The 25,405-nt window shown below is 41.8% G+C and carries 34 protein-coding genes; 4 read left to right on the top strand and 30 right to left on the bottom strand.

What is annotated here, in order from left to right; genetic code table 11:
• Window positions 1-26: 26 nt before the first annotated feature.
• Window positions 27-773, top strand: coding sequence for a bacteriorhodopsin-like (locus I595_RS12420; RefSeq protein ID WP_083467595.1), 747 nt, complete (start codon window positions 27-29; stop codon window positions 771-773).
• Between the two features lie 63 nt (window positions 774-836).
• Here the strand turns inward: I595_RS12420 and I595_RS12415 are convergent, their stop codons facing one another.
• Window positions 837-1,664, bottom strand: a complete 828-nt coding sequence (locus I595_RS12415; RefSeq protein ID WP_054559746.1) for a zinc-dependent peptidase — start codon at window positions 1,662-1,664, stop codon at window positions 837-839.
• Window positions 1,665-3,446 (bottom strand): arginine--tRNA ligase, encoded by a 1,782-nt coding sequence (gene argS / locus I595_RS12410; RefSeq protein ID WP_054559745.1) that lies wholly within the window; start codon window positions 3,444-3,446, stop codon window positions 1,665-1,667.
• A 287-nt stretch (window positions 3,447-3,733) separates the two neighbouring features.
• Here argS and I595_RS12405 point away from each other — a divergent pair, with 287 nt between their 5' ends.
• The 3 genes from I595_RS12405 to I595_RS12395 all read left to right on the top strand — a co-directional run bounded on the left by I595_RS12405 (window position 3,734) and on the right by I595_RS12395 (window position 7,185).
• The gene (locus I595_RS12405) at window positions 3,734-4,159 is read left to right on the top strand and encodes a hypothetical protein (protein ID WP_054559744.1); all 426 of its coding nucleotides are present in this window, start codon (window positions 3,734-3,736) and stop codon (window positions 4,157-4,159) included.
• A gap of 3 nt (window positions 4,160-4,162) precedes the next feature.
• The gene (locus I595_RS12400) at window positions 4,163-5,587 is read left to right on the top strand and encodes an SDR family oxidoreductase (RefSeq protein WP_054559743.1); all 1,425 of its coding nucleotides are present in this window, start codon (window positions 4,163-4,165) and stop codon (window positions 5,585-5,587) included.
• 98 nt (window positions 5,588-5,685) lie between these two features.
• Window positions 5,686-7,185, top strand: coding sequence for a peptidase associated/transthyretin-like domain-containing protein (locus I595_RS12395; protein WP_054559809.1), 1,500 nt, complete (start codon window positions 5,686-5,688; stop codon window positions 7,183-7,185).
• Between the two features lie 3 nt (window positions 7,186-7,188).
• Here I595_RS12395 and ctlX read toward each other — a convergent pair whose 3' ends face one another.
• From ctlX to rpsC, 28 genes are all read right to left on the bottom strand, one after another.
• Window positions 7,189-8,118, bottom strand: coding sequence for a citrulline utilization hydrolase CtlX (gene ctlX / locus I595_RS12390; protein WP_054559742.1), 930 nt, complete (start codon window positions 8,116-8,118; stop codon window positions 7,189-7,191).
• A gap of 27 nt (window positions 8,119-8,145) precedes the next feature.
• The gene (locus tag I595_RS12385) at window positions 8,146-9,075 is read right to left on the bottom strand and encodes a dimethylarginine dimethylaminohydrolase family protein (protein WP_054559741.1); all 930 of its coding nucleotides are present in this window, start codon (window positions 9,073-9,075) and stop codon (window positions 8,146-8,148) included.
• Between the two features lie 75 nt (window positions 9,076-9,150).
• Complete coding sequence (locus I595_RS12380) at window positions 9,151-10,434, bottom strand: citrate synthase (RefSeq protein WP_054559740.1); 1,284 nt, start codon at window positions 10,432-10,434, stop codon at window positions 9,151-9,153.
• Window positions 10,435-10,547: 113 nt separating this feature from the next.
• Window positions 10,548-12,086 carry a glycogen synthase gene (locus I595_RS12375; RefSeq protein WP_054559739.1) on the bottom strand — a complete coding sequence of 513 codons (1,539 nt, stop codon included), beginning with the start codon at window positions 12,084-12,086 and terminating at the stop codon, window positions 10,548-10,550.
• Between the two features lie 96 nt (window positions 12,087-12,182).
• The gene (gene eno / locus I595_RS12370) at window positions 12,183-13,475 is read right to left on the bottom strand and encodes a phosphopyruvate hydratase (protein ID WP_054559738.1); all 1,293 of its coding nucleotides are present in this window, start codon (window positions 13,473-13,475) and stop codon (window positions 12,183-12,185) included.
• Between the two features lie 115 nt (window positions 13,476-13,590).
• Window positions 13,591-14,703, bottom strand: coding sequence for a glutamine-hydrolyzing carbamoyl-phosphate synthase small subunit (gene carA / locus I595_RS12365; protein WP_054559737.1), 1,113 nt, complete (start codon window positions 14,701-14,703; stop codon window positions 13,591-13,593).
• 87 nt (window positions 14,704-14,790) lie between these two features.
• Window positions 14,791-15,291, bottom strand: a complete 501-nt coding sequence (gene rplQ, locus I595_RS12360; protein WP_054559736.1) for a 50S ribosomal protein L17 — start codon at window positions 15,289-15,291, stop codon at window positions 14,791-14,793.
• Window positions 15,292-15,351: 60 nt separating this feature from the next.
• A complete protein-coding gene (locus I595_RS12355) occupies window positions 15,352-16,344 on the bottom strand; it encodes a DNA-directed RNA polymerase subunit alpha (RefSeq protein WP_054559735.1) in 993 nt (330 codons plus the stop codon).
• Window positions 16,345-16,363: 19 nt separating this feature from the next.
• Window positions 16,364-16,969: a 30S ribosomal protein S4 gene (gene rpsD / locus I595_RS12350; protein WP_054559734.1), complete on the bottom strand. Its 606-nt coding sequence runs from the start codon at window positions 16,967-16,969 to the stop codon at window positions 16,364-16,366.
• Window positions 16,970-17,069: 100 nt separating this feature from the next.
• Window positions 17,070-17,462 (bottom strand): 30S ribosomal protein S11, encoded by a 393-nt coding sequence (rpsK, locus tag I595_RS12345; RefSeq protein WP_054559733.1) that lies wholly within the window; start codon window positions 17,460-17,462, stop codon window positions 17,070-17,072.
• A gap of 95 nt (window positions 17,463-17,557) precedes the next feature.
• The gene (rpsM, locus tag I595_RS12340; protein WP_054559732.1) at window positions 17,558-17,932 is read right to left on the bottom strand and encodes a 30S ribosomal protein S13; all 375 of its coding nucleotides are present in this window, start codon (window positions 17,930-17,932) and stop codon (window positions 17,558-17,560) included.
• A gap of 2 nt (window positions 17,933-17,934) precedes the next feature.
• Window positions 17,935-18,051: a type B 50S ribosomal protein L36 gene (gene ykgO / locus I595_RS12335; protein ID WP_013305171.1), complete on the bottom strand. Its 117-nt coding sequence runs from the start codon at window positions 18,049-18,051 to the stop codon at window positions 17,935-17,937.
• Window position 18,052: 1 nt separating this feature from the next.
• The gene (gene infA, locus I595_RS12330; protein WP_008613577.1) at window positions 18,053-18,268 is read right to left on the bottom strand and encodes a translation initiation factor IF-1; all 216 of its coding nucleotides are present in this window, start codon (window positions 18,266-18,268) and stop codon (window positions 18,053-18,055) included.
• A 90-nt stretch (window positions 18,269-18,358) separates the two neighbouring features.
• Window positions 18,359-19,702, bottom strand: a complete 1,344-nt coding sequence (gene secY, locus I595_RS12325; protein ID WP_054559731.1) for a preprotein translocase subunit SecY — start codon at window positions 19,700-19,702, stop codon at window positions 18,359-18,361.
• A gap of 12 nt (window positions 19,703-19,714) precedes the next feature.
• Window positions 19,715-20,167: a 50S ribosomal protein L15 gene (gene rplO / locus I595_RS12320; protein ID WP_054559730.1), complete on the bottom strand. Its 453-nt coding sequence runs from the start codon at window positions 20,165-20,167 to the stop codon at window positions 19,715-19,717.
• 13 nt (window positions 20,168-20,180) lie between these two features.
• Complete coding sequence (gene rpmD, locus I595_RS12315) at window positions 20,181-20,360, bottom strand: 50S ribosomal protein L30 (RefSeq protein ID WP_054559729.1); 180 nt, start codon at window positions 20,358-20,360, stop codon at window positions 20,181-20,183.
• Between the two features lie 6 nt (window positions 20,361-20,366).
• Complete coding sequence (gene rpsE / locus I595_RS12310; protein WP_054559728.1) at window positions 20,367-20,891, bottom strand: 30S ribosomal protein S5; 525 nt, start codon at window positions 20,889-20,891, stop codon at window positions 20,367-20,369.
• 6 nt (window positions 20,892-20,897) lie between these two features.
• On the bottom strand, window positions 20,898-21,251 hold the full coding sequence (gene rplR / locus I595_RS12305; protein WP_054559727.1) for a 50S ribosomal protein L18: 354 nt from the start codon (window positions 21,249-21,251) through the stop codon (window positions 20,898-20,900).
• 12 nt (window positions 21,252-21,263) lie between these two features.
• Complete coding sequence (gene rplF / locus I595_RS12300) at window positions 21,264-21,806, bottom strand: 50S ribosomal protein L6 (RefSeq protein WP_054559726.1); 543 nt, start codon at window positions 21,804-21,806, stop codon at window positions 21,264-21,266.
• 20 nt (window positions 21,807-21,826) lie between these two features.
• Window positions 21,827-22,225 (bottom strand): 30S ribosomal protein S8, encoded by a 399-nt coding sequence (rpsH, locus tag I595_RS12295; RefSeq protein ID WP_054559725.1) that lies wholly within the window; start codon window positions 22,223-22,225, stop codon window positions 21,827-21,829.
• Between the two features lie 21 nt (window positions 22,226-22,246).
• Window positions 22,247-22,516 (bottom strand): 30S ribosomal protein S14, encoded by a 270-nt coding sequence (rpsN, locus tag I595_RS12290; protein WP_054559724.1) that lies wholly within the window; start codon window positions 22,514-22,516, stop codon window positions 22,247-22,249.
• Window positions 22,517-22,518: 2 nt separating this feature from the next.
• The gene (gene rplE, locus I595_RS12285) at window positions 22,519-23,067 is read right to left on the bottom strand and encodes a 50S ribosomal protein L5 (protein WP_054559723.1); all 549 of its coding nucleotides are present in this window, start codon (window positions 23,065-23,067) and stop codon (window positions 22,519-22,521) included.
• A 2-nt stretch (window positions 23,068-23,069) separates the two neighbouring features.
• The gene (gene rplX / locus I595_RS12280) at window positions 23,070-23,381 is read right to left on the bottom strand and encodes a 50S ribosomal protein L24 (protein WP_172675946.1); all 312 of its coding nucleotides are present in this window, start codon (window positions 23,379-23,381) and stop codon (window positions 23,070-23,072) included.
• A 12-nt stretch (window positions 23,382-23,393) separates the two neighbouring features.
• Complete coding sequence (gene rplN, locus I595_RS12275; protein ID WP_054559722.1) at window positions 23,394-23,762, bottom strand: 50S ribosomal protein L14; 369 nt, start codon at window positions 23,760-23,762, stop codon at window positions 23,394-23,396.
• A 2-nt stretch (window positions 23,763-23,764) separates the two neighbouring features.
• Window positions 23,765-24,028 carry a 30S ribosomal protein S17 gene (gene rpsQ, locus I595_RS12270; protein ID WP_054559721.1) on the bottom strand — a complete coding sequence of 88 codons (264 nt, stop codon included), beginning with the start codon at window positions 24,026-24,028 and terminating at the stop codon, window positions 23,765-23,767.
• A 13-nt stretch (window positions 24,029-24,041) separates the two neighbouring features.
• Complete coding sequence (rpmC, locus tag I595_RS12265; RefSeq protein ID WP_054559720.1) at window positions 24,042-24,233, bottom strand: 50S ribosomal protein L29; 192 nt, start codon at window positions 24,231-24,233, stop codon at window positions 24,042-24,044.
• Between the two features lie 15 nt (window positions 24,234-24,248).
• Window positions 24,249-24,668 carry a 50S ribosomal protein L16 gene (rplP, locus tag I595_RS12260; protein ID WP_054559719.1) on the bottom strand — a complete coding sequence of 140 codons (420 nt, stop codon included), beginning with the start codon at window positions 24,666-24,668 and terminating at the stop codon, window positions 24,249-24,251.
• A 22-nt stretch (window positions 24,669-24,690) separates the two neighbouring features.
• Window positions 24,691-25,404 (bottom strand): 30S ribosomal protein S3, encoded by a 714-nt coding sequence (gene rpsC, locus I595_RS12255; RefSeq protein ID WP_054559718.1) that lies wholly within the window; start codon window positions 25,402-25,404, stop codon window positions 24,691-24,693.
• Between the last annotated feature and the right edge of the window lies 1 nt (window position 25,405).

Here is a 25,405-nt window from a genome sequence, read left to right as displayed (position 1 = left end):
AAACAAATTAATTAACTCTAATATATATGAAAACGTTATTATTAAGTATGCCCCTTTGGGCCGATGTTTCAAAAATCGCTACAGACGATTATGTTGGGTTTACATTCTTCGTAGGATGTATGGCCATGATGGCAGCTTCTGCCTTCTTCTTTTTGTCAATGAACGACTTTGACAAGAAATGGAAAACATCAATCCTGGTATCAGGTTTGATTACTTTTATCGCCGCTGTACACTATTGGTACATGCGTGATTATTGGGCGGTAGTGGGAGAAAGTCCTACTTTTTTCCGTTACGTGGATTGGGTATTGACCGTACCCTTAATGTGTGTGGAATTTTATCTTATCCTTAAGGTAGCCGGAGCACAGAAATCATTAATGTGGAAACTTATCCTTGCTTCCGTAGTGATGCTAGTGACGGGGTACTTTGGTGAAGCGGTTCACACAACCGGTACTGGACCAGCACTTTGGGGTCTTGCATCAGGTCTTGCCTACTTCTACATTGCCTATGAAATTTGGTTAGGTAGTGCCAGAAAATTGGCAGAGAAAGCTGGTGGTGCCGTTTTAAAGGCCCACAAAACCCTATGTTGGTTTGTTCTTGTAGGTTGGGCAATTTACCCACTAGGGTATATGGCAGGTACCGAAGGTTGGTACGATGCCGTTGGAACTTGGGGATTAAACATGGATGTCATCTACAATATAGGTGATGCCGTGAACAAAATAGGATTTGGTCTTGTTGTATACGGTGCAGCCGTTGCAGCTAGAAATAATGACTGATTCTATATATTTTAGTTGGTTACTAAAGGAAAAGCCCTGGCATACGTCAGGGCTTTTTTATGTTTATACGTTTTTTGAAATATGTTCGTAGGCGTCCGCAAGTGGATGCTGGTTGTACATCTTGGAAACTATCCCAAACACTACCGGAAATTGGGTCATAAACTCTTCTGGTGTTTCCACAAAATTTTCAGTGAGCACGGAAAGAAACTCAAACACATTGGTCTTACCATATGTACGAAAGTACCCAGAATCCATCATACGTTTTAATTCTGCCTCATTTGCAAACAATCGTTTCAGTTCTCTAAAACCCCATTGAAAACGCAAGGCTTCCCATGAATTCTTATCCTTGGTTTCAAAATATACGGCATGTGCAAATTCATGGATGGCCAAGTTCCTGTTATCGGTGGTATCTGCAAAACCCATATGCACCGTGTCCTCCGATAGCGCCACTACCTTGAGGCCTGGATGGTATTCCCCAAGGTGGTACCTTCTGTTAAAATTGGAATAATACTTTTTTGGGTGCAGCACTATTCTATGGATGGACCTGATCATTTTATACCTCCTAAAACCAATGGTAAGGTAACATACGGCACCACTAAGCAAAAGTTTGACCAAGGCTTGGTTGTTAACCTGATGCTTAAACACAAAGGCCTTTTTGGCCCGGAACCAGGCCACCCTTTTAAAATAAACAGTTTGGGTACCTTTTCCCATGGACTTGAGGTATGGAAAATAATGCCGCAGTTTTTCCTTTTCCTCCTGTGATAATGGTACTGGCCTATAAAACGGGTTAATGTCGTAAAGCCCTAGTGCATAATACACTATATAAAGCCCGTAGGCAAAAACGCCAACGAGACACGTAATGGCAAATATGTCTATCCAAATATCCGTCAATTACATGCGCTCTGGTACGGCCACGCCCAATAATCCAAAAGCAGTCTTGATCACCTCCCCTACCTTTTGTGATAAACAAACCCTAAAATCCCGTTTAAGCATATCTTCTTCCCCAAGGATGGACACCTGCTGGTAAAACGAATTGAATTCCTTTACCAAATCGTAGGTATAATTGGCTATTAAGGCAGGGCTGTAATTCCCCGCCGCCAATTGTACGGTCTCCGGAAAAAGTTGAACCTGCTTTAGTAATTCCTTTTCCTTTGGATGAAGCGGAATACCAGTGAAGTGGGCATCCGTGGCATCCATAGGTTTGGCTTTGCGTAAAATGGATTGGATACGGGCGTAGGTATATTGGATAAAAGGGCCAGTATTCCCTTGAAAATCCACAGATTCTTCAGGGTTAAAGAGAATGCGCTTTTTGGGGTCTACCTTTAAGATATAATATTTTAAGGCTCCCAACCCTATGGTGCGGTAAAGTTCCTGTTTCTCTGCATCGGAATACCCCTCTAGTTTCCCAAGTTCTTCAGAAATGTTGGCAGCAGTTTGTGTCATTTCTTCCATGAGGTCATCCGCATCCACCACGGTACCTTCCCTGCTCTTCATTTTCCCCGAGGGCAAGTCCACCATCCCATAACTTAAATGGTACAGCTTATCTGCCCAGCGATATCCCAATTTTTTCAATATCAAAAACAACACTTTAAAATGATAGTCCTGTTCATTCCCAACAGTATAGACCATGCCGTTGATATCGGGGAAATCCGTTACGCGTTGTATGGCCGTACCAATGTCTTGGGTCATATATACCGCCGTACCATCTGCCCGGAGCACAATTTTTTCATCAAGACCTTCATCCGTAAGGTCTATCCATACGCTGCCATCCTCTTTTGTAAAGAACACGCCCTTTTCAAGGCCATCCCCAACCATATCCCTACCCAACAAATAGGTGTCACTTTCATAATACAGCTTATCAAAATCAACACCCATGGTAGCGTAAGTCTGGTCAAAACCATGATAGACCCAACCATTCATCCTTTTCCAAAGCGCCGTAACGGTCTCATCGCCGGCCTCCCATTGTTGGAGCATTTTTTGTGCTTCCAACAAAATGGGCGCTTGTTTTTCCGCCGCTGCCTTCTCTTGGCCAGCGTCTATCAATTCCTCTATTTCCTGCTTATAGGCTTTATCAAAGGCGACATAATATTTACCGACCAAATGATCGCCCTTTAACCCAGAATTCTCGGGAGTTTCTCCGTTTCCAAATTTTTTCCATGCCAACATACTTTTACAGATATGGATGCCCCTATCGTTCACTATCTGTGTCTTATACACCTTATGCCCTGCAGCCTTTAGGATGTTGGCCACGGAATACCCTAATAAGATATTTCTAATGTGGCCAAGGTGCAAGGGCTTATTGGTATTGGGTGAGGAATACTCCACCATAATGGCATCCTTGCTATCTGGTTTTGCAAGTCCGTATGTTTTATCCTTTAATGCTTCCTGAAAAAAATTCAGGTAAGTGGCATCGCTAATGACCAAGTTTAAAAAACCCTTGACCACATTAAATTTTACCACCTCATCAACATGCTTCTCTAGATAAGAACCAATTTGTTCACCTATTTGAACCGGATTGCCCTTGACATGACGTAACATGGGAAAAACTACCACGGTGATATCACCCTCAAAATCTTTTCGTGTGGGTTGAAATTCCACTGTGGGCAAGGCAGCCTGAAAGCACTCTTGTACTGCCTCTTTTACCTTAGTTGTCAAAACGGTTTGTAACTGCATGTATCTTTTCATTTTTTCAGGTTGTAAAACTACGTTTTTATGATAAGATTAAGAACAGTAGCCAAGAATCCCTATTATTTTTATAGGGGTAGGTTGGGTACACTAGGCTTAAGGCGCAAAACATGTATTTGGTTAGGTTGATTGATGCATGTAACACAGGATAAAAAAACATTCTGCCATCAATAAACCGTCTTACATAAATTTAAAACTCAATGTTTTGTAGGCATTTATTTTTTGCCAGAGATGTTGACCTGACTTAAATTGAACCAAGAAAATATCACTTAAATATGTTGCTGAACGTTTCATACAACGACAAAAAAATTAACAAAAAAATTGAGGAAGCCGTTGGCAAACCCTTTACCATAAAAGAGCGGTTTAAATTAGGTGGCATTGGTTCCCCAAAACTGGAAATAACCCAAGCCAGTGTGGAAATTAGAAACCTATTGATTCTTGACAATAATGCAGATTGCTGTAATATTGAAATGCGACCCAATGGCATCATTTTGGGATTTAGGTCCTTATTAGAATCTTTTGCCCTTGTGATTCCTTATTACAAGCTTACCATTTACAAAGGGGATTTGGGCATCTACTCCGTCTATCGTGACAACCATTTTGTAAAAGTTAGGGCCGATACAAAGGCGGTTCAAAAATTTTTTAGGAAGTTACTGGATTATAAGGCTGATAATGCGCCCACATCAATAGAAGACCTTTAAAGCATGAAAATACTGCTTACAGGAGCCAATGGCTATATAGGTATGCGACTTTTACCGCAACTGGTAGAAGCAGGCCATGAGGTTATCTGCGCGGTACGCGATGAAAAGCGACTCTCCGTGGAAGGCCAAATGAGAAAGCGCATTCAAGTGATTGAACTTGATTTTTTAGATGATGTTGGAGAATCCAAAATCCCCAAGGATATTGAAACCGCCTACTACCTGATACATTCCATGACTTCTTCCATTACGGATTTTGATGAAAAAGAAGCCATCTCCGCAAGGAATTTTAACCAGCACCTGGCCAAAACAAATTGCAAACAGGTCATTTATTTGAGCGGTATCGTAAATGAAAAAGAGCTTTCCAAACACTTGTCCTCCAGAAAAAATGTGGAAGACATCCTGTACAAAGGCACGTTTAAGCTTACGGTATTAAGGGCTGGCATCATCGTAGGCTCCGGTAGCTCATCCTTTGAAATTATCAGGGACCTCTGTGAAAAACTACCGTTTATGATCACACCAAAATGGGTGTTGACCAAGTCGCAACCCATTGCCATTCGTGATGTGATTAAATTCTTGACCGGCGTACTGGGGAATGAACGGACATACGGGCAATCCTTTGATATTGGTGGACCAGATGTACTTACCTACAAGGAGATGCTCCATAAGTATGCCAAGGTAAGGGGATTCAAGAATTGGATTGTCACCGTTCCTGTGATGACCCCTAAATTATCCTCCTATTGGCTTTATTTTGTCACCTCAACCTCCTACAAACTAGCCGTGAATTTAGTGGATAGCATGAAGATGGAAGTAGTGGCACGCAATAACAAGCTCCAACAACTATTGGAAATTGAACCCCACTCCTACGAAGAGGCCATTGAAATGGCCTTTAAGAAAATAGAACAAAACCTTGTCATCAGTAGTTGGAAGGATAGCATTGTGAGCGGGCAGGTAAATGAAGATCTTGGCAAGTATATCCAAGTTCCAAAATACGGTGTCCTTAAGGACAAGCAAACCCTGCAGATTACAGATGTTGAAAAGGTGCTTGACAACATATGGCGCATTGGGGGAGAGCAAGGATGGTATTATGGAAGCTGGTTATGGAAAATACGCGGATTCTTGGATAAACTCAATGGAGGCCCGGGTTTACGCAGGGGACGTACCAATGCGGATAAAATTTTTCCTGGGGACGCACTGGATTTTTGGCGTGTGCTTTTGGCCGATAAAAATTCTAAAAGATTATTGCTCTTTGCCGAAATGAAACTTCCTGGGGAGGCTTGGCTAGAATTCAAAATTGATGATGATAAAGTGCTGCACCAAACCGCAACGTTTAGACCCAAAGGGCTTAGGGGAAGGTTGTATTGGTACAGCGTACTTCCATTTCATTTCTTCATCTTTGGCGGTATGATTCGGAATATTGCCAAAACTTGATGGCTCCCTTGGGTCCACAACTACAAAATTAAATGAACTTGAGGCAACCATTTGGCACTGCCATGTTGTCTTTAACCTTAGAACCCAATTTCTATTCCATGAAGCACCTTTTAGTTTTTGCGCTACTCCTTCTCTCCAACACGATCATAAATGCCCAGAACAAGGAGTTCAACGCTAGGGTCATCGACGCCAAAACCAAAAAACCCGTAGCATACGCCACGGTACAATTTGGAGAAAATAGTGGTGTCATCACCAATGAAGAAGGACTTTTTAGTTTTGTAATGGATACTACAAAAACTCGGTTGGATTCGGTTTACATTTCCAGCATGGGGTATCAAAAACAGGGGTTTAGTCTTGATCAAGCCACGGACAGCCTACTATTTATCACCCCAAAAACTATTGAGTTAACTGGTGTGTACCTTTTTAACAAAGAACTTGGGGCAGATGAGATTATGGAAACCATGATTGCCAAATTGCCCATCAATTGTAATAGAGACCCTATAAAGCAACGATATTTTCTAAGACAGTCCATCTATGGCACCATTGAAAAAGCGGACTTTGGTTTTGAAAAATCCAGTATTGAAGAGCTGGACAAATCATTTATTGACAGCATACAAAAATCCATTCCAAAACGGACCAGCTATTACACTGAAACGCTGGGAAACCTCTACAAGAACGACAAAGAAAAAAAGATAGAAGTCATCAAAGCTGCGGAATTGTACAACAAAAATGCCATCGGCTCCTTTGAGGATTTGGCAGAAAAATTGGAAAACATCTTCAAAAACAATGTTAAACCAGATTCCTACCTTAAGATAAAATCGGGCATCTTTAGTCAAAAAATCCAAGTAGACTCCATAATGACGGAATTGGAGGCCGAAGAAGCCCGGGAACTTGAAAAAGAAATGGGCAAGGACACTATTTCCGGAGTTGTGAGCGGACAGCGATTTATTTTCAAAGAACTTCTGGGAGAGCTGTTCTTTACGGAAAACACCAAGCTCAATGTTGTGGACAAGACCCGAAAATACGAATTTAGCCTAGCGGGGTATACTGATATTGATGCCCAGGGGGTGTACATCATAAATTTTGAACCAAAAGGCAGTGCGGATTTTAGAGGCCGGTTTTTTATTAATATCGATGATTTTGGGGTCATGCGAATTGAATTTGAGAATGTAAAAAACCTGAGAAACTTTAGGTTACTTGGGATTTTTTATAAAGAAACCTTGTATTCCGGCACCATGCAATTCACTAAACTTTCCAACAACAAATACGACCTAAAGTTTGCCAACCTCAATTTTGGAAGGTGGTTCCGAATTGATAGACCCTTGGATGTCATTGAAAAAAACAAAAACGTAAAGGGCAAAAGAAAGCAAAACGAACTGAGGCTAAATCTGGACTTTAGAACCAGCAACACCAACCGATGGGAGTTGGTGGTTTTTGAAAATGAATTGATTCCACCCACTGTTTTTGATGGCTTTGAAGAAGAAAATACCAAACAAGCCACCTATATGCCAACCTACAATCCTGAATTTTGGCAGGGCTACACCATAATGGAACCCAACCAGGCCATCAAAAACTTTACGGCCAACGGGACGGAATAGTGCCTAGGCCTTTGGCAAAAAAACCTCTGCCATCATGCAACGGGCGCTGCCGCCCCCACAGGTTTCTATAGTGTCCAAAGGACTATGTATAATGTCACAATGCGCTTGTATTGCCTGTATCTGGTCTGGCCGTAAACTTTTAAAGGCGGCAGAACTCATGACCATAAAACGTTGGCCATCCCTCCCAAGAACCTGTAACATGTTACCAGCAAACTGATGCATCTGGGTTTCTGTGATTTCTATGATTTGCTTACCGTCGTTTTTTAAATGGTTCACCACATTCTTTCGCTCCTTTTTGTCATCAATGGTATTTAAACAAATCACCGCAAACGTTTCCGCCATGGCCATCATAACGTTGGTGTGATAGATGGGCAACCGTTTCCCATTTACCGTCTGGTACGCAGTGAAAATCACGGGAAAGCAATCAAAATCCTCACAAAACTCTATAAACAAGGATTCATGTGCACGTTCGGACAATGCGCAATAGGCCTTTTGGTTCACACGGTCCTTTAAAATACTTCCCGTTCCTTCCAAAAAGACCCCTTCTTTTTCAGCACTGGTATAATCTACGATATGATCAATCCTAAAACCCTGTTTCTCCAATGTATCAAAAACGTCTTCACGACGCTCCCGTCTCCTATTCTCGGCAAACATTGGATAAATTACCACTGTTCCACTATCATGAAAAGAAACCCAGTTGTTGGGAAAAATAGAATCTGGGGTATCTGCCTTCTCATTGTCTTCCATGACAATGACATGGACTCCGTGCTCGCGCAACACCTTTACAAAGGCATCAAATTCATTTTGTGCCCTGATATTGATGGTATTGTCCTTAACGGCAATATCTTCCTGAAAATAATTGTTAACGGCAGTCTCCTCGTTCTTTCTAAAGGCAACCGGCCTGATCATTAATATGGTATTGGTAATTTGCATGGTGTAGTTACTAATCAGCTTTGGTATTTATTTAATTGGTCCGTAGTCCCTGATCAAGGGCAAGGTACTGCATCTTAACAAGCCCTCCTGCTTGGCTATTTCTGCATAAGGAATTTCCTCAACGGTAAACCCTTGCTCACGTAACCAACTGTTCAACCGGGTAAATCCCTTTTCCGAAACCACGACCTGCGGAGAAATTGAAAAAACATTACTGTACATCTGGTACATCTCGTCCGCACTGATTTCAAAGATGTTTTCTTTTCCAAAAAAGCTTACCAACCACTCATACTCCTCCTCCACCAAAAATCCATTTTTATGCAAAATGGCCTTATCCTTGCCAATGGGTTGGAAACAACAGTCCAAATGCAGCGCATTGGCTTTGGCATCCGTATTGGACTTGCGCAGCTCAAAGGACTTTACTTTTTTTTGAGGAAATTGATTAGCTAAAAAATCCACGGCCGCTTTATTGGTTCTAGCGGTGATAAAATCAGGATAATCTGCAGCGGTATAGGTTCCCACAAAAATATAGTCTTTCCACGGCATTACGTCTCCTCCCTCTACATGAACCTCTTTGGGCGGGTACACGATCTTATTGGCATCTATCTGCGCTATCACATGTAAAATAGCTTGGAACTCCTCCTCCCTGTCCGGTAAAATATTGGCATGTATCAGGGTATCCTCTATCACAAAAGCAATGTCCCTAGAAAAAATCTGGTTTACGTTTTCCAACACTTTGGGACGGTAGACCTTAACCTTATATTTTTCAAAAACTATTGCAAACGCCTCCATTTCACGGACCATATCTGCCTCTTTTGGATAGGTGCCCGCCAAAATGTGTTCCAATGACTTGGGATCATAGGCCTTATGGGCCTTGGGAACAGGACCACAACTTTGGGCGGTTCCCAAAACAACTGCTTTTAAGGGAGCTGTCTCGTCTTTAATGTTTAGTTGAAGCATAGTAGCGGTTTTTGTTCATAAAAAAAGCCCTTTTATAAATAAAAGAGCTTTATTGTTTTTTTATAAGGTAGCAATCTACCTTTTATCCACTTCGACGAATGAGCGAAGATTTTCTCCGATATACACTTGGCGTGGTCTGCCTATAGGCTCTCCTTTTAAACGCATTTCCCGCCACTGTGCAATCCATCCGGGCAACCTGCCCAAAGCAAACATGACCGTAAACATTTCCGTAGGTATTCCCAAGGCCCGGTAAATGATTCCTGAATAAAAATCCACGTTGGGATACAGTTTTCTTTTTACAAAATACTCATCTTCCAAGGCCTCCTTTTCCAATCCTTTGGCAATATCCAAAATGGGATCTTCAATACCTAAACTACCGAGTACCTCGTCTGCAGATTTTTTAATGATTTTTGCCCTTGGGTCAAAGTTTTTGTAAACCCGATGTCCAAAGCCCATCAATCTAAAGGGGTCTTCTTTATCCTTAGCTTTGGCCATATATTTCTTTGTATCCCCACCATCCGCTTCAATGGCCTCCAACATTTCCAATACCGCTTGGTTGGCACCACCATGCAGCGGTCCCCACAATGCCGATATACCTGCGGAGAGCGAGGCAAACAAGCCCGCATGTGATGATCCCACGATACGCACCGTAGAAGTTGAACAATTCTGCTCGTGGTCTGCATGCAGGATAAGCAGCTTGTCCAAGGCATCAATAGCTATGGTATCCTTTTTATACTCTTGGTTCGGTTTTTTAAACATCATTTTATGGATGTTCTCTACATAACCCAGAGTATCGTCCCCATAATCTAATGGAAGACCTTTTTTCTTGCGCAAGGTCCAAGCTACCAAGACAGGAAACTTTGCCAAAATCCTAACAATGGAGTGGTACATTGCCTTTTCCGAGGAAACGTCTACGGATGTAGGGTTAAAGGCCACCAACGCACTCGTCAAAGAAGAAAGAACACCCATGGGATGTGCAGATTTTGGAAATCCATCCAAAATCTTTTTCATTTCCTCGTCCACTTGGGACTCTTCCTTAATATCATTGTGGAAGGAGGTCAATTGTTCCTGGTTGGGCAATTCACCAAATATCAACAAATAGGCCACCTCTAAAAAATCGGCCTTTTCTGCAAGCTCTTCAATGGAGTAGCCTCGGTAGCGCAAGATGCCCTTTTCACCGTCCAAAAAAGTGATGGCACTTTCACAAGAACCGGTATTTTTAAAACCTGGGTCAATGGTCACTATGCCACTGGAAGAACGTAAGGTTTTAATATCAATTGCCAATTCATTTTCCGTTCCTTTGATTACCGGAAATTCATATGTGTTACCATCAAAATTCAATGTTGCAGTCTTCGCCATGTATCTTATACTAAAATGTTAAATTTAATGGGGCAATTTACGAAAAACACAAGGCATTAACAATCCAGAAACACAAATTTGGATTATTCTTAACACGGTAAAACCAAAGCGTGCTAAAGCTTGTATAAACGGGAATAATAGGCATCCACAGACTTTTTCCAAGTAAATCTTGCCTTTTTCGCGTTGGTTTGGATTCTCTTCCATTGGGGTTTGTCATTTTGAAAAATGTCCAATGCCAAATCAAAAGTATCCAGCATGTTTTGAATTTTAGCATCGTACGTATCCCCCGTAAAACCAAAACCCGTTTCCAAATGCTTTACGGTATCTATAAGTCCACCTGTATGGTGCACCAAACAGGGATTGCCATTGCGCATAGATAGCATTTGGCTTATACCACAAGGCTCAAATAAACTGGGCATAAAATATAGGTCGGACTCCAAATACATGGAATCAATAAGATTTTCTGATTGTCCGTTGGTGAATATAAAGTTTTTATGCTCGTAGCTCATCCTTCTAAAAAGCTCCTCATATTCTGGTGCCCCGGTACCCAAAAGGATAAAAATGCCTTCTACCTTGTCCAATTTCTTTAGGATTTGTACAAAAGCTTCCGGAGAGCGTTTAAAGAAATAGAACTTTTGCTCCGTTAGTCTAGCCACACTGGACACTATAAATTTTGGTTTGTTTCGTCCTACATAACGCATGATTTTTTCTCCAGTATGCGCTAAAAAATCCGCCTTATACTTTTTTGATTCCTCCTGCAGCCATTTAAATAGCGCCTTAACGGTATTCCTATAAATCTCCCCCTTAGCCTCTGTATTGATATTTTTATAGTTACAACCATTCAAGATACCCACGAGTCTGCCTTCTGCATTGGCCTGGACCAAATCCTGCTCCAATCCCTCGCCACCAATAAATTCTGGCGGGGAGCTAGGTTTCATCACATCTTGTTTGTAAGAAGGTGAAACCGTATGTACCGCATCTGCAAACCGGATACCAACCGCCATTAAGTTAATACAGTCCGGGTACCGTTTATCCAGCAAGGTCTCTTTGTCATAACGCAACTTGGGGAACCAATTGGCCAAGGAAGAGTAATTGTTTTCAAAAGGGCGGATACCTTGGATCGCCAAGTTATGGATACTGTAGACGAACCGTAACTTGCGTAACTTTTCATACCTTAAATCATATTCCCTTAAAAACAGCAGCAGACTGCTGTGCCAATCATGAAGGTGAACCACATCCAAATCCCCAAACAAGTTTTGTTTTATAGCCTCAGCGGTAGCGGTACAAAAAATGAAATACTTAATGGCATCCGTAAAAAAAGGTTCCTCCGGATCATCATGATAAATATGGGCAATACCCCCCGCTTGAATCTCTGGATGGTGAATTACATAGTGGTGAATATTACTTATAGGTTTCTTAGGTTCCACTTCATATACCTCCGCGGTATATAGGGTATTCCTAAGTTCAAAATTTAGCACTGCTTTTAGTTCCCCGCCTTGGTGCAGTCTTCCGTAGGAAGGCACCACTACATGCGCCTTATCACCACGCTCGGCAATCTGCCTTGGCACATCACGTACCACATCCCCCATACCGCCTGCCTTACAATTGGCAATGGCATCATTTTCCGCGGCAGCAAACAAAAAAGTATTCATGAAAAAAATTTTGTGATAATATACGTTGAAAAGCTTGCAAAAAAAAGCCTTTCGGTTTAAGGAAAGGCTTTTATTGAATCTTGTATCAGCAGTTTTTTATTTTACTTTAAAGGCCTTCTCTTGCGGATAATATGCTACCTCACCTAATTCTTCCTCTATACGAAGAAGTTGATTATATTTTGCCATACGGTCGCTTCTGGAGGCAGATCCAGTCTTAATTTGCCCAGTGTTTAGTGCCACTGCCAAATCTGCTATGGTAGTATCCTCAGTTTCTCCAGACCGGTGGGACATCACGGAAGTGTACCCCGCATTTTTGGCCATATTCACTGCAGCAATGGTTTCTGTAAGGGTTCCGATTTGGTTTACCTTGATCAAGATAGAATTTGCAATACCATTTTCTATACCTCTTGACAAACGCTCTACATTCGTCACGAATAAATCATCCCCTACAAGTTGCACCTTATCCCCTACTTTTTCGGTCAATAATTTCCAACCGTCCCAGTCGTTCTCATCCATTCCGTCCTCTATGGAGATAATCGGGTATTTTTCACAAAGGTCGGCCAAATATTGAGCTTGTTCCTCAGAGGTCCTGATTTGACCTTTGTCACCTTCAAATTTGGTATAATCGTATTTGCCGTTTTCATAAAATTCAGCTGCGGCACAATCCAGTGCGATCATAACCTCTTCCCCAAATTTATAACCTGCTTGGGTAACGGCCTTACTAATGGTGTCCAACGCATCCTCGGTGCCACCTTCAAGTGTTGGTGCAAACCCACCTTCATCACCCACGGCAGTACTCAAATTTCTGTCGTGTAGCACCTTTTTTAGATTATGGAATATCTCTGTTCCCATTTGCATGGCGTGGGTAAAGTTCTTAGCCTTAACGGGCATCACCATAAACTCTTGGAAGGCAATGGGAGCATCTGAATGTGAACCCCCATTGATAATGTTCATCATAGGTACCGGCAAAGTATTGGCACTAACCCCGCCTACATAACGGTATAAGGGCATTGCCAACTCTTCCGCAGCGGCTTTGGCCACGGCCAAGGACACCCCAAGAATGGCATTGGCCCCTAGCTTTGATTTGTTGGGAGTACCATCCAAATCTATCATGGTCCGATCAATGTAATTCTGCTCAAAAACAGATGTACCTACCAACTCTTCTGCAATGATGGTATTGACGTTGTTTACGGCCTTTCCTACGCCTTTTCCCATAAAGGAGGAGCCACCATCCCTTAACTCTACGGCCTCATGCTCTCCGGTAGAAGCACCTGATGGTACTGCTGCCCTGCCAAGAATCCCGTTTTCGGTCACCACATCTACCTCCACGGTTGGGTTACCCCTTGAATCTAAAATCTGTCTTGCATGAATATTGATTATTATGCTCATTAAAATGTTTTTTAGGTTTAAAAAATCTAGGACGAAGATACAAAAGCAGCGCTTTTCCAATACATGATAAGCGTCATAAAACAAGGAAATTAAGGGAAAAACTTACGACAACGTTTTAGTTGAGGCTGGCTTTAATGGCTTCAAAAAACTGATCGAACAAATAGTCCGCATCATGTGGCCCAGGACTGGCCTCTGGGTGGTATTGTACTGAAAATACGTTTCTATACTTCATCCGGATACCTGCCACTGTCTGATCATTGAGATGGGTATGGGTAATTTCCAAATCTGGATGTGCCTCAGTTTCCTCCCTGTTTACGGCGAAACCATGATTCTGGGATGTAATTTCTCCCTTTCCCGTAAGTATGTTTAAAATGGGATGGTTAATGCCCCTATGCCCATTGTGCATTTTATAGGTTGATATGCCGTTGGCCAAGGCCAAGACTTGATGCCCCAAACAAATACCAAAGAGTGGCTTATTTTCCTTTAAAAGTTGTTTTGTAGTTTCTATGGCCTCTGTAAGCGGTTCTGGATCACCAGGTCCGTTGGATATAAAATAAGCATCTGGATCAGAAGCGTTCATCTCCTGTGCAGTGGCATTAAAAGGGTACACGGTAATGCATGCTCCACGTTTTGCCAAATTTCTTAGAATGTTCTTTTTTATGCCAATATCAAGTGCTGCAATTTTTATTTCAGCTTGCTCATCACCATAGACGTAGGGCTCTTTGGTGGACACTTTTGACGCCAACTCCAAACCTTTCATACTCGGTACTTGCGTCAACTCTTTCTTTAAAACATCAATTTCATCCACGCGTGTTGAAATGACCGCATTCATGGCACCATTGTCCCGGATATAACTTACCAAGGCCCTTGTATCCACATCAGAAATGGCGAACAAATTATTTTGCTCTAAAAATTCCAACAAACTAAAATCCGCATCAGGCCTAGAATAGTTGTAACTAAAATTCTTTACGATAAGTCCTGCTATTTTAATGGAATCCGATTCCACTTCGTCCAAGTGCGCCCCATAGTTACCAATATGTGCATTAGTGGCAACCATTAATTGCCCGTAATAAGATGGGTCCGTGAATATTTCCTGATAGCCGGTCATCCCCGTATTAAAACATACCTCCCCAAAAGCGGTGCCCTCTTTATCACCCACCGCCTTACCATAAAAAATAGTTCCATCTTCAAGAAGGATAAGGGCCTTTTTTCTTACTTGGTATTTCATACTTCACTAATAATGTCACAAAAAAACATAAAAAAAGGATACGCCTCAACGTATCCTTTTAACTGTTATAAACTAATCATTAACATCCTATTCTTCAGAATCATCTGTCGTTGCATCAGTCGCTGGAGCCGGTGTTACCGACTTGGCCCCTTTGCCTCTCCTGCTTCTTCTTGTATTCTTTTTCTTGGGCTTGTCCGCATTGTAGATTTCATTAAAATCTACCAACTCTATCATGGCCATATCCGCATTATCCCCTAGTCTATTCCCTAGTTTTATAATTCTGGTATAGCCCCCAGGCCTATCACCCACTTTTTCCGACACCGCACCAAACAACTCAGTAACCGCATATTTATTTCTCAAATTGGCAAATACAATACGCCTATTATGCGTGCCTTTCTCCGTTGTTTGATTGTTGGCCGCTTTTGATTTTGTAATCAAAGGCTCTACAAACTGCTTTAATGCTTTTGCTTTGGCCACTGTGGTATTAATTCTCTTATGCTCTATTAAAGAGCAGGCCATGTTGGCTAACATTGCCTTTCTGTGTGCGGCCTTACGACCTAAATGATTATTCTTTTTACCGTGTCTCATGTTTGTGTATTATCATCTTGCTTCCAAATCCCACATCAGTGGGAGAGCAAAATATGATTATTAGTCTTTATCCAATTTGTATTTGGCCAAATCCATTCCAAATTGAAGTCCTTTGTTGATTACGAGCTCCTCCAATTCCGTTAATGATTTTTTACCAAAGTTTCGGAACTTCATTAAATCATTCTTGTTAAAGGACACCAAATCTCCTAACGTATCCACCTCAGCAGCCTTTAAACAATTTAAAGCCCTTACTGAAAGGTCCATGTCCACCAGCTTGGTCTTTAAAAGTTGGCGCATGTGCAATGATTCCTCATCGTAGGTTTCCGTTTGGGCAATTTCATCTGCCTCAAGGGTGATTCGCTCATCCGAAAACAACATAAAATGGTGAATCAAAACTTTGGCTGCCTCCGTAAGTGCATCTTTTGGATGGATAGAACCATCGGTAACGATTTCAAAAACCAATTTTTCATAATCCGTTTTCTGCTCTACCCTAAAATTTTCGATGCTGTACTTAACATTTTTAATTGGGGTATAGACAGAGTCTACCGCTATGGTACCAATAGGTGTGTTGGATTTTTTATTTTCCTCTGCCGGAACATACCCACGACCTTTTTCAATAATCACCTCTAGGTTGATGGCTACTTTGGCATCCATGTTGCAAATAACCAAGTCTGGGTTAAGAACCTGATATCCTGAAATGAACTTCTGGAAGTCCCCTGCAGTTAACTGATTTTTTCCACTAACGGAAATAGAGACGGTTTCGCTTTCTACATCGTCAATCTGTCGTTTGAATCGAACCTGTTTGAGATTCAAAATCATCTCGGTAACATCTTCTACAACACCAGGTATCACGGAAAACTCATGCTCTACACCGTCAATCCTCACAGAAGTGATTGCAAAACCTTCCAATGATGAAAGCAATACACGTCTAAGCGCATTACCAACGGTAAGGCCATATCCAGGCTCCAAGGGACGAAATTCAAATTTCCCCTCGAAATCTGTTGAGTCAATCATTATAACTTTATCGGGCTTCTGAAAATTTAGTAATGCCATAATTCGATCAGTGTTGTTTTTATTTAGAATATAACTCGACGATTAGCTGCTCTTTGATGTTTTCAGGAATCTGCAATCTCTCCGGTACGGCGACAAACGTGCCTTCTTTCTTTTCAGAATTCCAAGTAATCCACTCGTAAACACTACTGTTGTTTGCTAGGGAATCATTGATTGCCTGTACGGATTTTGACTTCTCGCGCACACCTACGACATCACCTGCTTTTAAGGAATACGATGGAATGTTTACCAGTTGTCCATTAACGGTGATGTGCCTATGGGATACCAATTGGCGCGCACCACGTCTTGTTGGGGCAATGCCCATTCTGTACACCACATTATCCAATCTGGACTCACATAGCTGAAGCAATACTTCACCAGTTACCCCTTCTTTTCTTTTTGCATTGGCAAAAAGGTTCCTAAATTGCTTTTCCAGAATACCGTAGGTATACTTGGCTTTCTGCTTCTCCATTAACTGGACGGCATACTCTGATTTTTTGCCCCTTCTGCGGTTGTTACCGTGTTGTCCTGGAGGATAATTTTTCTTTTCAAACGCTTTGTCGTCTCCGAAGATCGCTTCTCCGAACTTACGTGCGATTTTTGATGTTGGTCCTGTATATCTTGCCATCTTTAAAATTTATGGAAGTGCGATTATGAATTAAGGCTTATCCTTCGATAATCAGTGCTCACTCCCGAGTGAATATTTCCCTTGTGGGGCTATTAATTAGTTATACCCTTCTTCTTTTAGGAGGTCTGCATCCATTATGTGGCATGGGAGTAACATCAATGATTTCCGTTACTTCTATACCAGAATTGTGAATGGTTCTTATAGCGGATTCCCTGCCATTACCCGGACCTTTTACAAAGACTTTAACTTTTCTAAGTCCGGCTTCATGCGCAACTTTTGCACAATCCTCCGCAGCTACTTGGGCCGCATAAGGTGTGTTTTTCTTTGAACCCCTAAAACCCTGCTTACCAGCAGAGGACCAAGAGATGACGTCTCCCTTTTTATTGGTCAATGAAATAATAATATTGTTAAACGATGCAGTAATGTGGGCTTCACCCGTGGAATCTACGATTACTTTACGCTTCTTCGCCGTTTTTGTATTTGCTTTTGCCATAATATTAGTTTGCAGTTGTTAGTTTGTAGTTGTTAGAATCCTAAACATTGCTATTTCAAACAGATTCATCTAACAGCTAACTAGCAATGACTTTATTATTTGGTAGCCTTTTTCTTGTTGGCTACAGTTTTACGTTTTCCTTTTCTAGTTCTAGAGTTGTTCTTAGTGCGCTGTCCTCGTAAAGGCAATCCAGATCTATGGCGAATACCGCGGTAACAACCAATATCCATTAATCTTTTGATGTTCAACTGGGTCTCCGATCTTAATTCCCCCTCAATGGTGTAAGAAGAAACCGCATCACGGATTTTTCCAATCTCATCATCATTCCAATCCGAAACCTTTTTGTCTTCACTTACCCCTGAGGCATTTAAAATCTCCTTAGCACGACTTCTACCGATACCGAAGATATAAGTAAGTGCAATTACACCTCGCTTTTGTTTTGGTATATCTACCCCTGCAATTCTAGCCATAACTACCCTTGTCTTTGTTTAAATCTAGGATTCTTTTTGTTGATCACGTATAATCTGCCCTTTCTGCGTACAATCTTGCAGTCGGCACTTCTTTTTTTTACTGATGCTCTTACCTTCATCTTAATATCTATATGTAATTCGTGCTTTGGTCAAATCATAAGGACTCATTTCCAGTTTTACCTTATCCCCCGGCAACAACTTTATGTAATGCATGCGCATCTTACCCGAGATATGTGCGGTAACAACATGACCGTTCTCCAATTCTACACGAAACATTGCATTGGACAATGCCTCGATTATGGACCCATCTTGTTCTATTGCTGGCTGCTTTGCCATTTTTATAGTTATTTGTTGTTCGTTGTTCGTTGCTAGTTTTTGCTAAACTCACTTTATCATAAACTAGCAACTATCAACTTTAAACTAATTTTATGCTACTTTTCTATTTTTACCCGTTTTCATAAGTCCATCATAGTGCCTATTTAACAGATATGAATTCACTTGCTGAACCGTATCGATGGCAACCCCTACCATAATTAGCAAAGAGGTTCCTCCGTAAAATAACGCCCATCCCGCCTGCACATCCATCAACTTTACCACAATCGCCGGCAGCACCGCCAACAAGGCTAAAAAAACGGAGCCTGGAAAGGTGATCAAAGACATAATCTTATCTAGATAGTCTCCGGTTTCCTTGCCCGGACGTATACCAGGAATAAATCCACCGCTGCGCTTTAAATCATCTGCCATTTTATTGGTAGGTACCGTAATTGCCGTGTAGAAATACGTAAAGATAATGATCAGCACCGCAAACAAAATATTGTAGGCCAATCCAAAAATATCTGCAAACTGTACCTCCATCCATTGTCCAATACCCGTATCATTAAAGGTCCTACCTATTAAGCTAGGTGCAAACATGATGGCTTGAGCAAATATAATGGGCATTACCCCTGAGGCATTTAATTTTAAGGGAATATACTGCCGTGAACCGGTTATATTTTTTTCATAACCACCGGAGGCGGTCCTCCTCGCATATTGGACCGGAATTTGCCTAATGGCCATGACCAAAAGCACACTCGCCAATATCACCAAGAACCAGACAATAAGTTCTATGAGTACAAACATTAATCCGCCCGTGTTATTCGCTGTTCTGGAAATGAATTCTTGAACAAATGCTTGTGGCATTGTGGCAATGATTCCCACCATAATCAGCAATGAAATACCGTTGCCTATTCCCTTGTCGGTAATTTTTTCCCCTAACCACATGGCAAAAACACAACCGGTAACCAGGATAATTACGGCAGGTACGATAAAATCTAGACCCTTACCCAAAACAAAAGCACTTTCTGGAACACCCAATGCACTTAAACCATATAAGTATGCCGGTGCTTGTACAATACATATGGCAATGGTTAACCAACGGGTAATCTGGTTTTTTGTTTTCCTACCACTTTCCCCTTCCTTATCCAATTTCTGAAGGTAAGGAATGGCAATACTCATGAGTTGCACAACAATGGAGGCAGAAATGTAGGGCATAATGCCTAAAGCAAATACAGAGGCGTTAGCAAAAGCCCCACCCGTAAATGCATTAAGTATCCCTAAAATACCGTCACCTGCATTTGCAGACAAATTCGCCAATTGAGTAGTATCAATACCTGGAAGTACAACTTGTGCACCGAACCGGTACACGAGCAATAGACCTAGCGTTATGATAATACGCTGTCTTAGCTCTTCAATTTTCCAGATATTGGATATCGTCTCAATAAACTTTTTCATAATTAAGTGCTCTTAAAGACTAATAGCTTCACCACCTGCTGCCTCAATGGCCGCTTTTGCTGACTGACTAAACTTATGGGCAGAAACCTTAAGCTTGGCTTTTAACTCACCATTGCCCAAAATCTTAACCAACTCATTTTTTCTTACCAATCGGTTTTCAACCAAATCATCAAAGGTAACTTCTCCTTTCACGGTTTTGTTATCAACCAACGTCTGTAATTTATCTAGGTTTACGCCTTGGTAGTCTTTACGATTGATATTTTTGAATCCAAATTTAGGAACACGCCTCTGTAACGGCATTTGTCCACCTTCAAATCCAATTTTTTTAGAATAACCCGATCTTGATTTGGCACCCTTATGGCCTCTTGCGGCAGTTCCACCTTTACCAGAACCTTGTCCCCGGCCTAAACGCTTACCGTCCCTATTTACCGAACCTTCTGCCGGTCTTAGATTACTTAAATCCATCGTCTTATTTTCTTTAAGCTTCCTCTGTGGAAACCAAGTGTTCAACTTTTTTTATCATACCGAGGATATTGGGTGTAGCATCATGTTCAACCACATGTCCAATTTTTCTCAAACCAAGGGCTTCTAAAGTCCTTTTTTGATTCTGAGGCCTCTTAATGGCACTTTTCAACTGCTTTACCTTAATCTTTGCCATCACTACTTATCCTTTAAAAACTTTCTCTAAACTTACACCGCGTTCCTTGGCGATGGTTCCGGCATCACGTAACCTCAACAAAGCATCAAACGTTGCCTTTACCACGTTGTGTGGGTTGGAGGACCCTTGGGACTTGGACAATACATCATGCACTCCAACTGCTTCTAGGACCGCCCTAACGGCACCACCGGCAATTACACCTGTACCCTGCGAAGCTGGCTTAATGAACACCCTCGCACCACCAAACTTACCTTTCTGCTCGTGCGGTAAGGTTGCTTTGTTCAAAGGTATTCTTACCAAATTCTTCTTGGCATCCTCTATTGCCTTGGCAATTGCGGTTGCTACTTCCTTAGATTTGCCCAAGCCATGTCCTACAACACCATTTTCGTCACCAACCACGACAATAGCAGAAAAACCAAAGGCACGTCCACCTTTTGTTACCTTGGTAACACGCTGTACGCCTACTAAGCGATCTTTCAATTCTAAACCTCCCGGTTTTACTAACTCTACGTTTTTATAATTCTGGTACATATTGATTTAGAATTTAAGTCCTGCTTCCCTGGCACCTTCGGCCAATGATTTTACCCTTCCATGATACAAATTACCGCCTCTGTCAAAAGCAACGGCTTCTATACCTGCCGCTTTTGCTTTTTCGGCTATGGCCTTGCCCACAGCATTGGCTACTTCAATTTTTGTTCCTTTGGCCTCTAGGCCCTTGTCCCTTGAAGATGCGTAAGCTAACGTTTTACCGTTAACATCATCAATCACTTGGGCATATATTTCCTTATTACTTCGGAAAACCGACAACCTAGGTCTAGCTTCGGTACCAGAAGAAATCTTTCTGATTCTTCTTCTAATACGCAATCTTCTATCAGTTTTAGACAATCCCATAATTCGATTTTATTAGGCAGATTTACCTGCTTTTCTTCTTATTTGCTCTCCAACAAACCTGATTCCTTTTCCTTTGTAAGGCTCTGGCTTACGAAATGCTCTAATTTTTGCTGCTACCTGGCCTACCAACTGCTTATCGTGTGATGTAAGCTTCACGATTGGATTCTTTCCTTTCTCCGAAACAGTTTCTATTTTAACCTCCGGTGCAATATCCAGAACAATATTGTGGGAAAACCCAAGGGCCAAATCCAATTTCTGACCTTGGTTACTGGCACGGTATCCAACCCCCACTAATTCCAATTCCTTGGTCCATCCTTTGGATACTCCTTCTACCATATTTAAAAACAAAGACCTGTATAGCCCATGTTTTGCCTTGTGTTCCTTGGAATCAGAAGGCCTTTTAACCATAAGACTACCGTCTTCCATGGCCACCTCTACACCTGAGAACTCTTGTGTTAACTCACCGAGTTTGCCCTTAACCGTTACAAGGTTGTCCTTAACTTCTATAGTGACCCCCTCAGGAACCGCAACTGGATTATTACCTATTCTAGACATGTCCTAAAACTTTTCTCTTATTAATAAACGTAGCACAACACCTCACCACCAACATTCTCTTGTTTGGCCTGCTTACTTGTCATTACCCCATGTGAGGTGGAAACGATGGCAACACCCAACCCGTTAAGTACTCGTGGCATTTCACCGGAACCGGTATATTTCCGCAGACCGGGCTTACTTACCCGCTGCAATTTTTTAATCACTGGGGCTTTGGTAAACTTATCGTACTTCAAGGCTATTTTAATATTCCCTTGGGCCGTATCCTCCTCAAACTTGTAACTAAGAATGTACCCTTGATCAAATAAAATCTTGGTCATTTCCTTTTTTAAGTTTGATGCCGGTATATTTACAACGCGATGACCAGCCCTACTGGCATTACGTATACGCGTTAAATAATCTGATATTGGATCTGTAAGCATTCTACTACTCTTTAATTCTGTTTACCAACTAGCTTTTTTCACACCTGGAATCAGACCTTGATTCGCCATTTCCCTAAACGTAACCCTAGAAATACCAAAGGTTCTCATATATCCTCTTGGCCTACCTGTTAATTTACAACGATTTCTCATCCTAACAGGTGAAGCGTTCTTGGGAAGCTTTTGCAAAGCCTCGTAATCGCCGGCCTCCTTTAGTGCTTTTCTCTTTGCTGCATACTTTGCAACTGTTTTTGCCCTTTTCCTCTCGCGGGCCTTCATTGATTCCTTAGCCATAACTACTTTTTAAATGGAATTCCAAGTTCGGTTAACAATGATTTCGCTTCCTTATCGGTCTCGGCAGAAGTCACAAAGGTGATATCCATACCGTTGATTCTATTAATTTTATCAATATTGATTTCAGGAAAAATAATCTGCTCGGTCACCCCTAAACTGTAGTTTCCCCTTCCATCAAAACCGGTTGCCCTAACGCCTTGAAAATCACGTACCCTTGGCAATGCCGTGGTGATCAACCGATCCAGAAACTCATACATCCTTTCACCCCTTAGGGTGACTTTGGCACCAATAGGCATGCCTTTTCTTAACTTAAATGCCGCAACATCCTTTTTAGATACCGTGGCTACTGCCTTCTGACCCGTAATATTGGATAATTCCTCTACCGCATGGTCAATTAACTTCTTATCGGCAACAGCGGCACCAACGCCGCGGCTCACGACAATTTTCTGAAGTTTGGGAACCTGCATTACATTTTTGTAACTAAACTCCTCTGACAACGCTTTAACAATGCGCTCCTTGTACTCCTGCTTTAATCTTGGGATGTAACTCATGACTAAACTATTTCTCCAGATTTTTTAGAAACCCTTACTTTCTTTCCGTCTCTTAGTTCGTAACCTACCCTAGTTGTATCACCGTTGGCATCAATAAGGGCAAGATTGGAAATATGTATGGGTGCCTCTTTTTTCACTATACCCCCCTGTGGGTTCTTAGCACTTGGCTTTTCATGTTTGGACACCATATTGGCACCTTCAACAATAGCCTTGTTCTTGTTCAAGTCCACGCGCATTACCTTGCCCTCAGTACCTTTGTGGTCCCCGGCAATAATCTTAACGGTGTCTCCTGTTTTTATTTTTAATTTAATCATCTTCTCTTGGATTTAAAGCACTTCGGGAGCTAATGAAACAATCTTCATAAACTGCTTGTCCCGCAGTTCCCTTGCAACAGGTCCAAAAACACGGGTACCCCGCATTTCTCCGGTTGGATTTAATAATACGCAAGCGTTGTCATCAAAACGGATGTATGATCCATCCGGTCTTCTCACCTCTTTTTTGGTCCTTACGACCACAGCAGTGGAAACGGAACCTTTCTTAACGCCACCATTAGGTGCAGCCTCCTTAACAGTGACCACAATTTTATCTCCCACCGAAGCGTAACGACGTTTTGTTCCTCCTAGCACACGTATGGTCAATACCTCTTTGGCACCAGTGTTATCCGCAACTTTTAATCTTGATTCTTGCTGTAACATAATTATTTTGCTCTTTCAAGGATTTCAACTAACCTCCAACACTTCGTTTTACTCAAAGGACGTGTTTCCATTATCTTTACGGTATCGCCCTCGTTGCAATCATTTTTTTCATCATGTGCAACGTACTTTTTTGTTTTTAAAACGAATTTACCGTACATAGGATGCTTTACACGTTTTACCTCCGAAACAACAATGGACTTTTCCATTTTGTTACTGGTTACAACGCCAATCCTTTCTTTTCTTAAATTTCTTGTGTTATCTTCCATAAGGCCGAACCCGTTATTGTAATTCCCTTTTAGTTAACTCTGTCGCCAACCTTGCAACCGTTTTTCTAGTCTTTCTAATTAGAAGAGGATTCTCAAGTGGGGTCACAGCATGTGCCACTTTTAAATCAGCATACTCCTTCTTTACCTCGGTAAGCTTAAGCTGAAGTTCCTCAACCGATAATTCCTTAATCTCTGCTTGTTTCATCTTTATCAGTTTTACTTATCCAGCGTAATCCCTGGCTACAATAAATTTAGTCTTCACCGGTAATTTCTGAGCCGCCAAACGCAAGGCTTCTTTAGCAATGTCATGTGGCACGCCACCTACTTCAAACATGATTCTTCCGGGTTTCACAACAGCTACCCAATATTCCGGCGCACCCTTACCCTTACCCATACGAACCTCCAAAGGTTTTTTGGTAATTGGCTTGTCCGGAAATATTTTAATCCAAAGCTGGCCTTGTCTCTTCATGTATCTGGTGGCAGCAATACGTGCCGCTTCTATCTGACGTGATGTAATAAAATGTGAATCCAAGGATTTAATACCAAACATGCCGTTTGATAGCTGGTGACCCCTTTGTGAAACACCTTTCATCCGCCCTTTCTGGGCTTTACGAAACTTTGTTCTTTTCGGCTGTAACATCTTACCTTCTGTTTACCTTAAATTATTTTCTACGACGCTGTTGTCTCTTTCCATCCTGCTTGCCACCCTTGCTACCGGTAGACAAACCTACCAAGGGGGACAATTCCCTTTTGCCATACACCTCACCCTTCATGATCCAAACCTTAATACCTAACCTTCCATAAGTGGTATGGGCTTCAACAAGCGCATAATCAATATCTGCCCTAAAGGTGGACAATGGAATCCTACCGTCTTTATAAGATTCTGAACGTGCCATCTCAGCCCCGTTCAAACGACCAGATATTTGTATCTTTATTCCTTCTGCGTTCATCCTCATTGCTGCCGCAATGGCCATCTTTATCGCACGACGATAAGAGATTCTACTCTCGATTTGCCTTGCAACACTTGCAGCTACCAAGTAGGCGTCCACTTCTGGTCTTTTAATCTCATGGATATTGATTTGAACCTCCTTGTTGGTGATTTTCTTCAATTCCTCCTTTAACTTATCCACTTCCTGACCACCCTTCCCGATAATAATCCCGGGTCTAGCGGTGGTAATGGTAATGGTGATCAACTTAAGCGTACGTTCTATGATGACCCTAGAAACACTAGCCTTGGCTAATCTCGCATGGATGTACTTTCTAATCTTGTCATCCTCTGCCAACTTATCTCCATAATCGTTACCGCCGTACCAGTTAGACTCCCAGCCTCTGATAATTCCCAAGCGATTTCCTATTGGATTCGTTTTCTGTCCCATA

It is taken from the genome of Croceitalea dokdonensis DOKDO 023, assembly GCF_001306415.1.
GTDB lineage: Bacteria > Bacteroidota > Bacteroidia > Flavobacteriales > Flavobacteriaceae > Croceitalea > Croceitalea dokdonensis.
The sequence above is the reverse complement of the archived record's forward strand: the minus strand, read 5'-3'. Positions and strand labels throughout refer to the sequence as shown.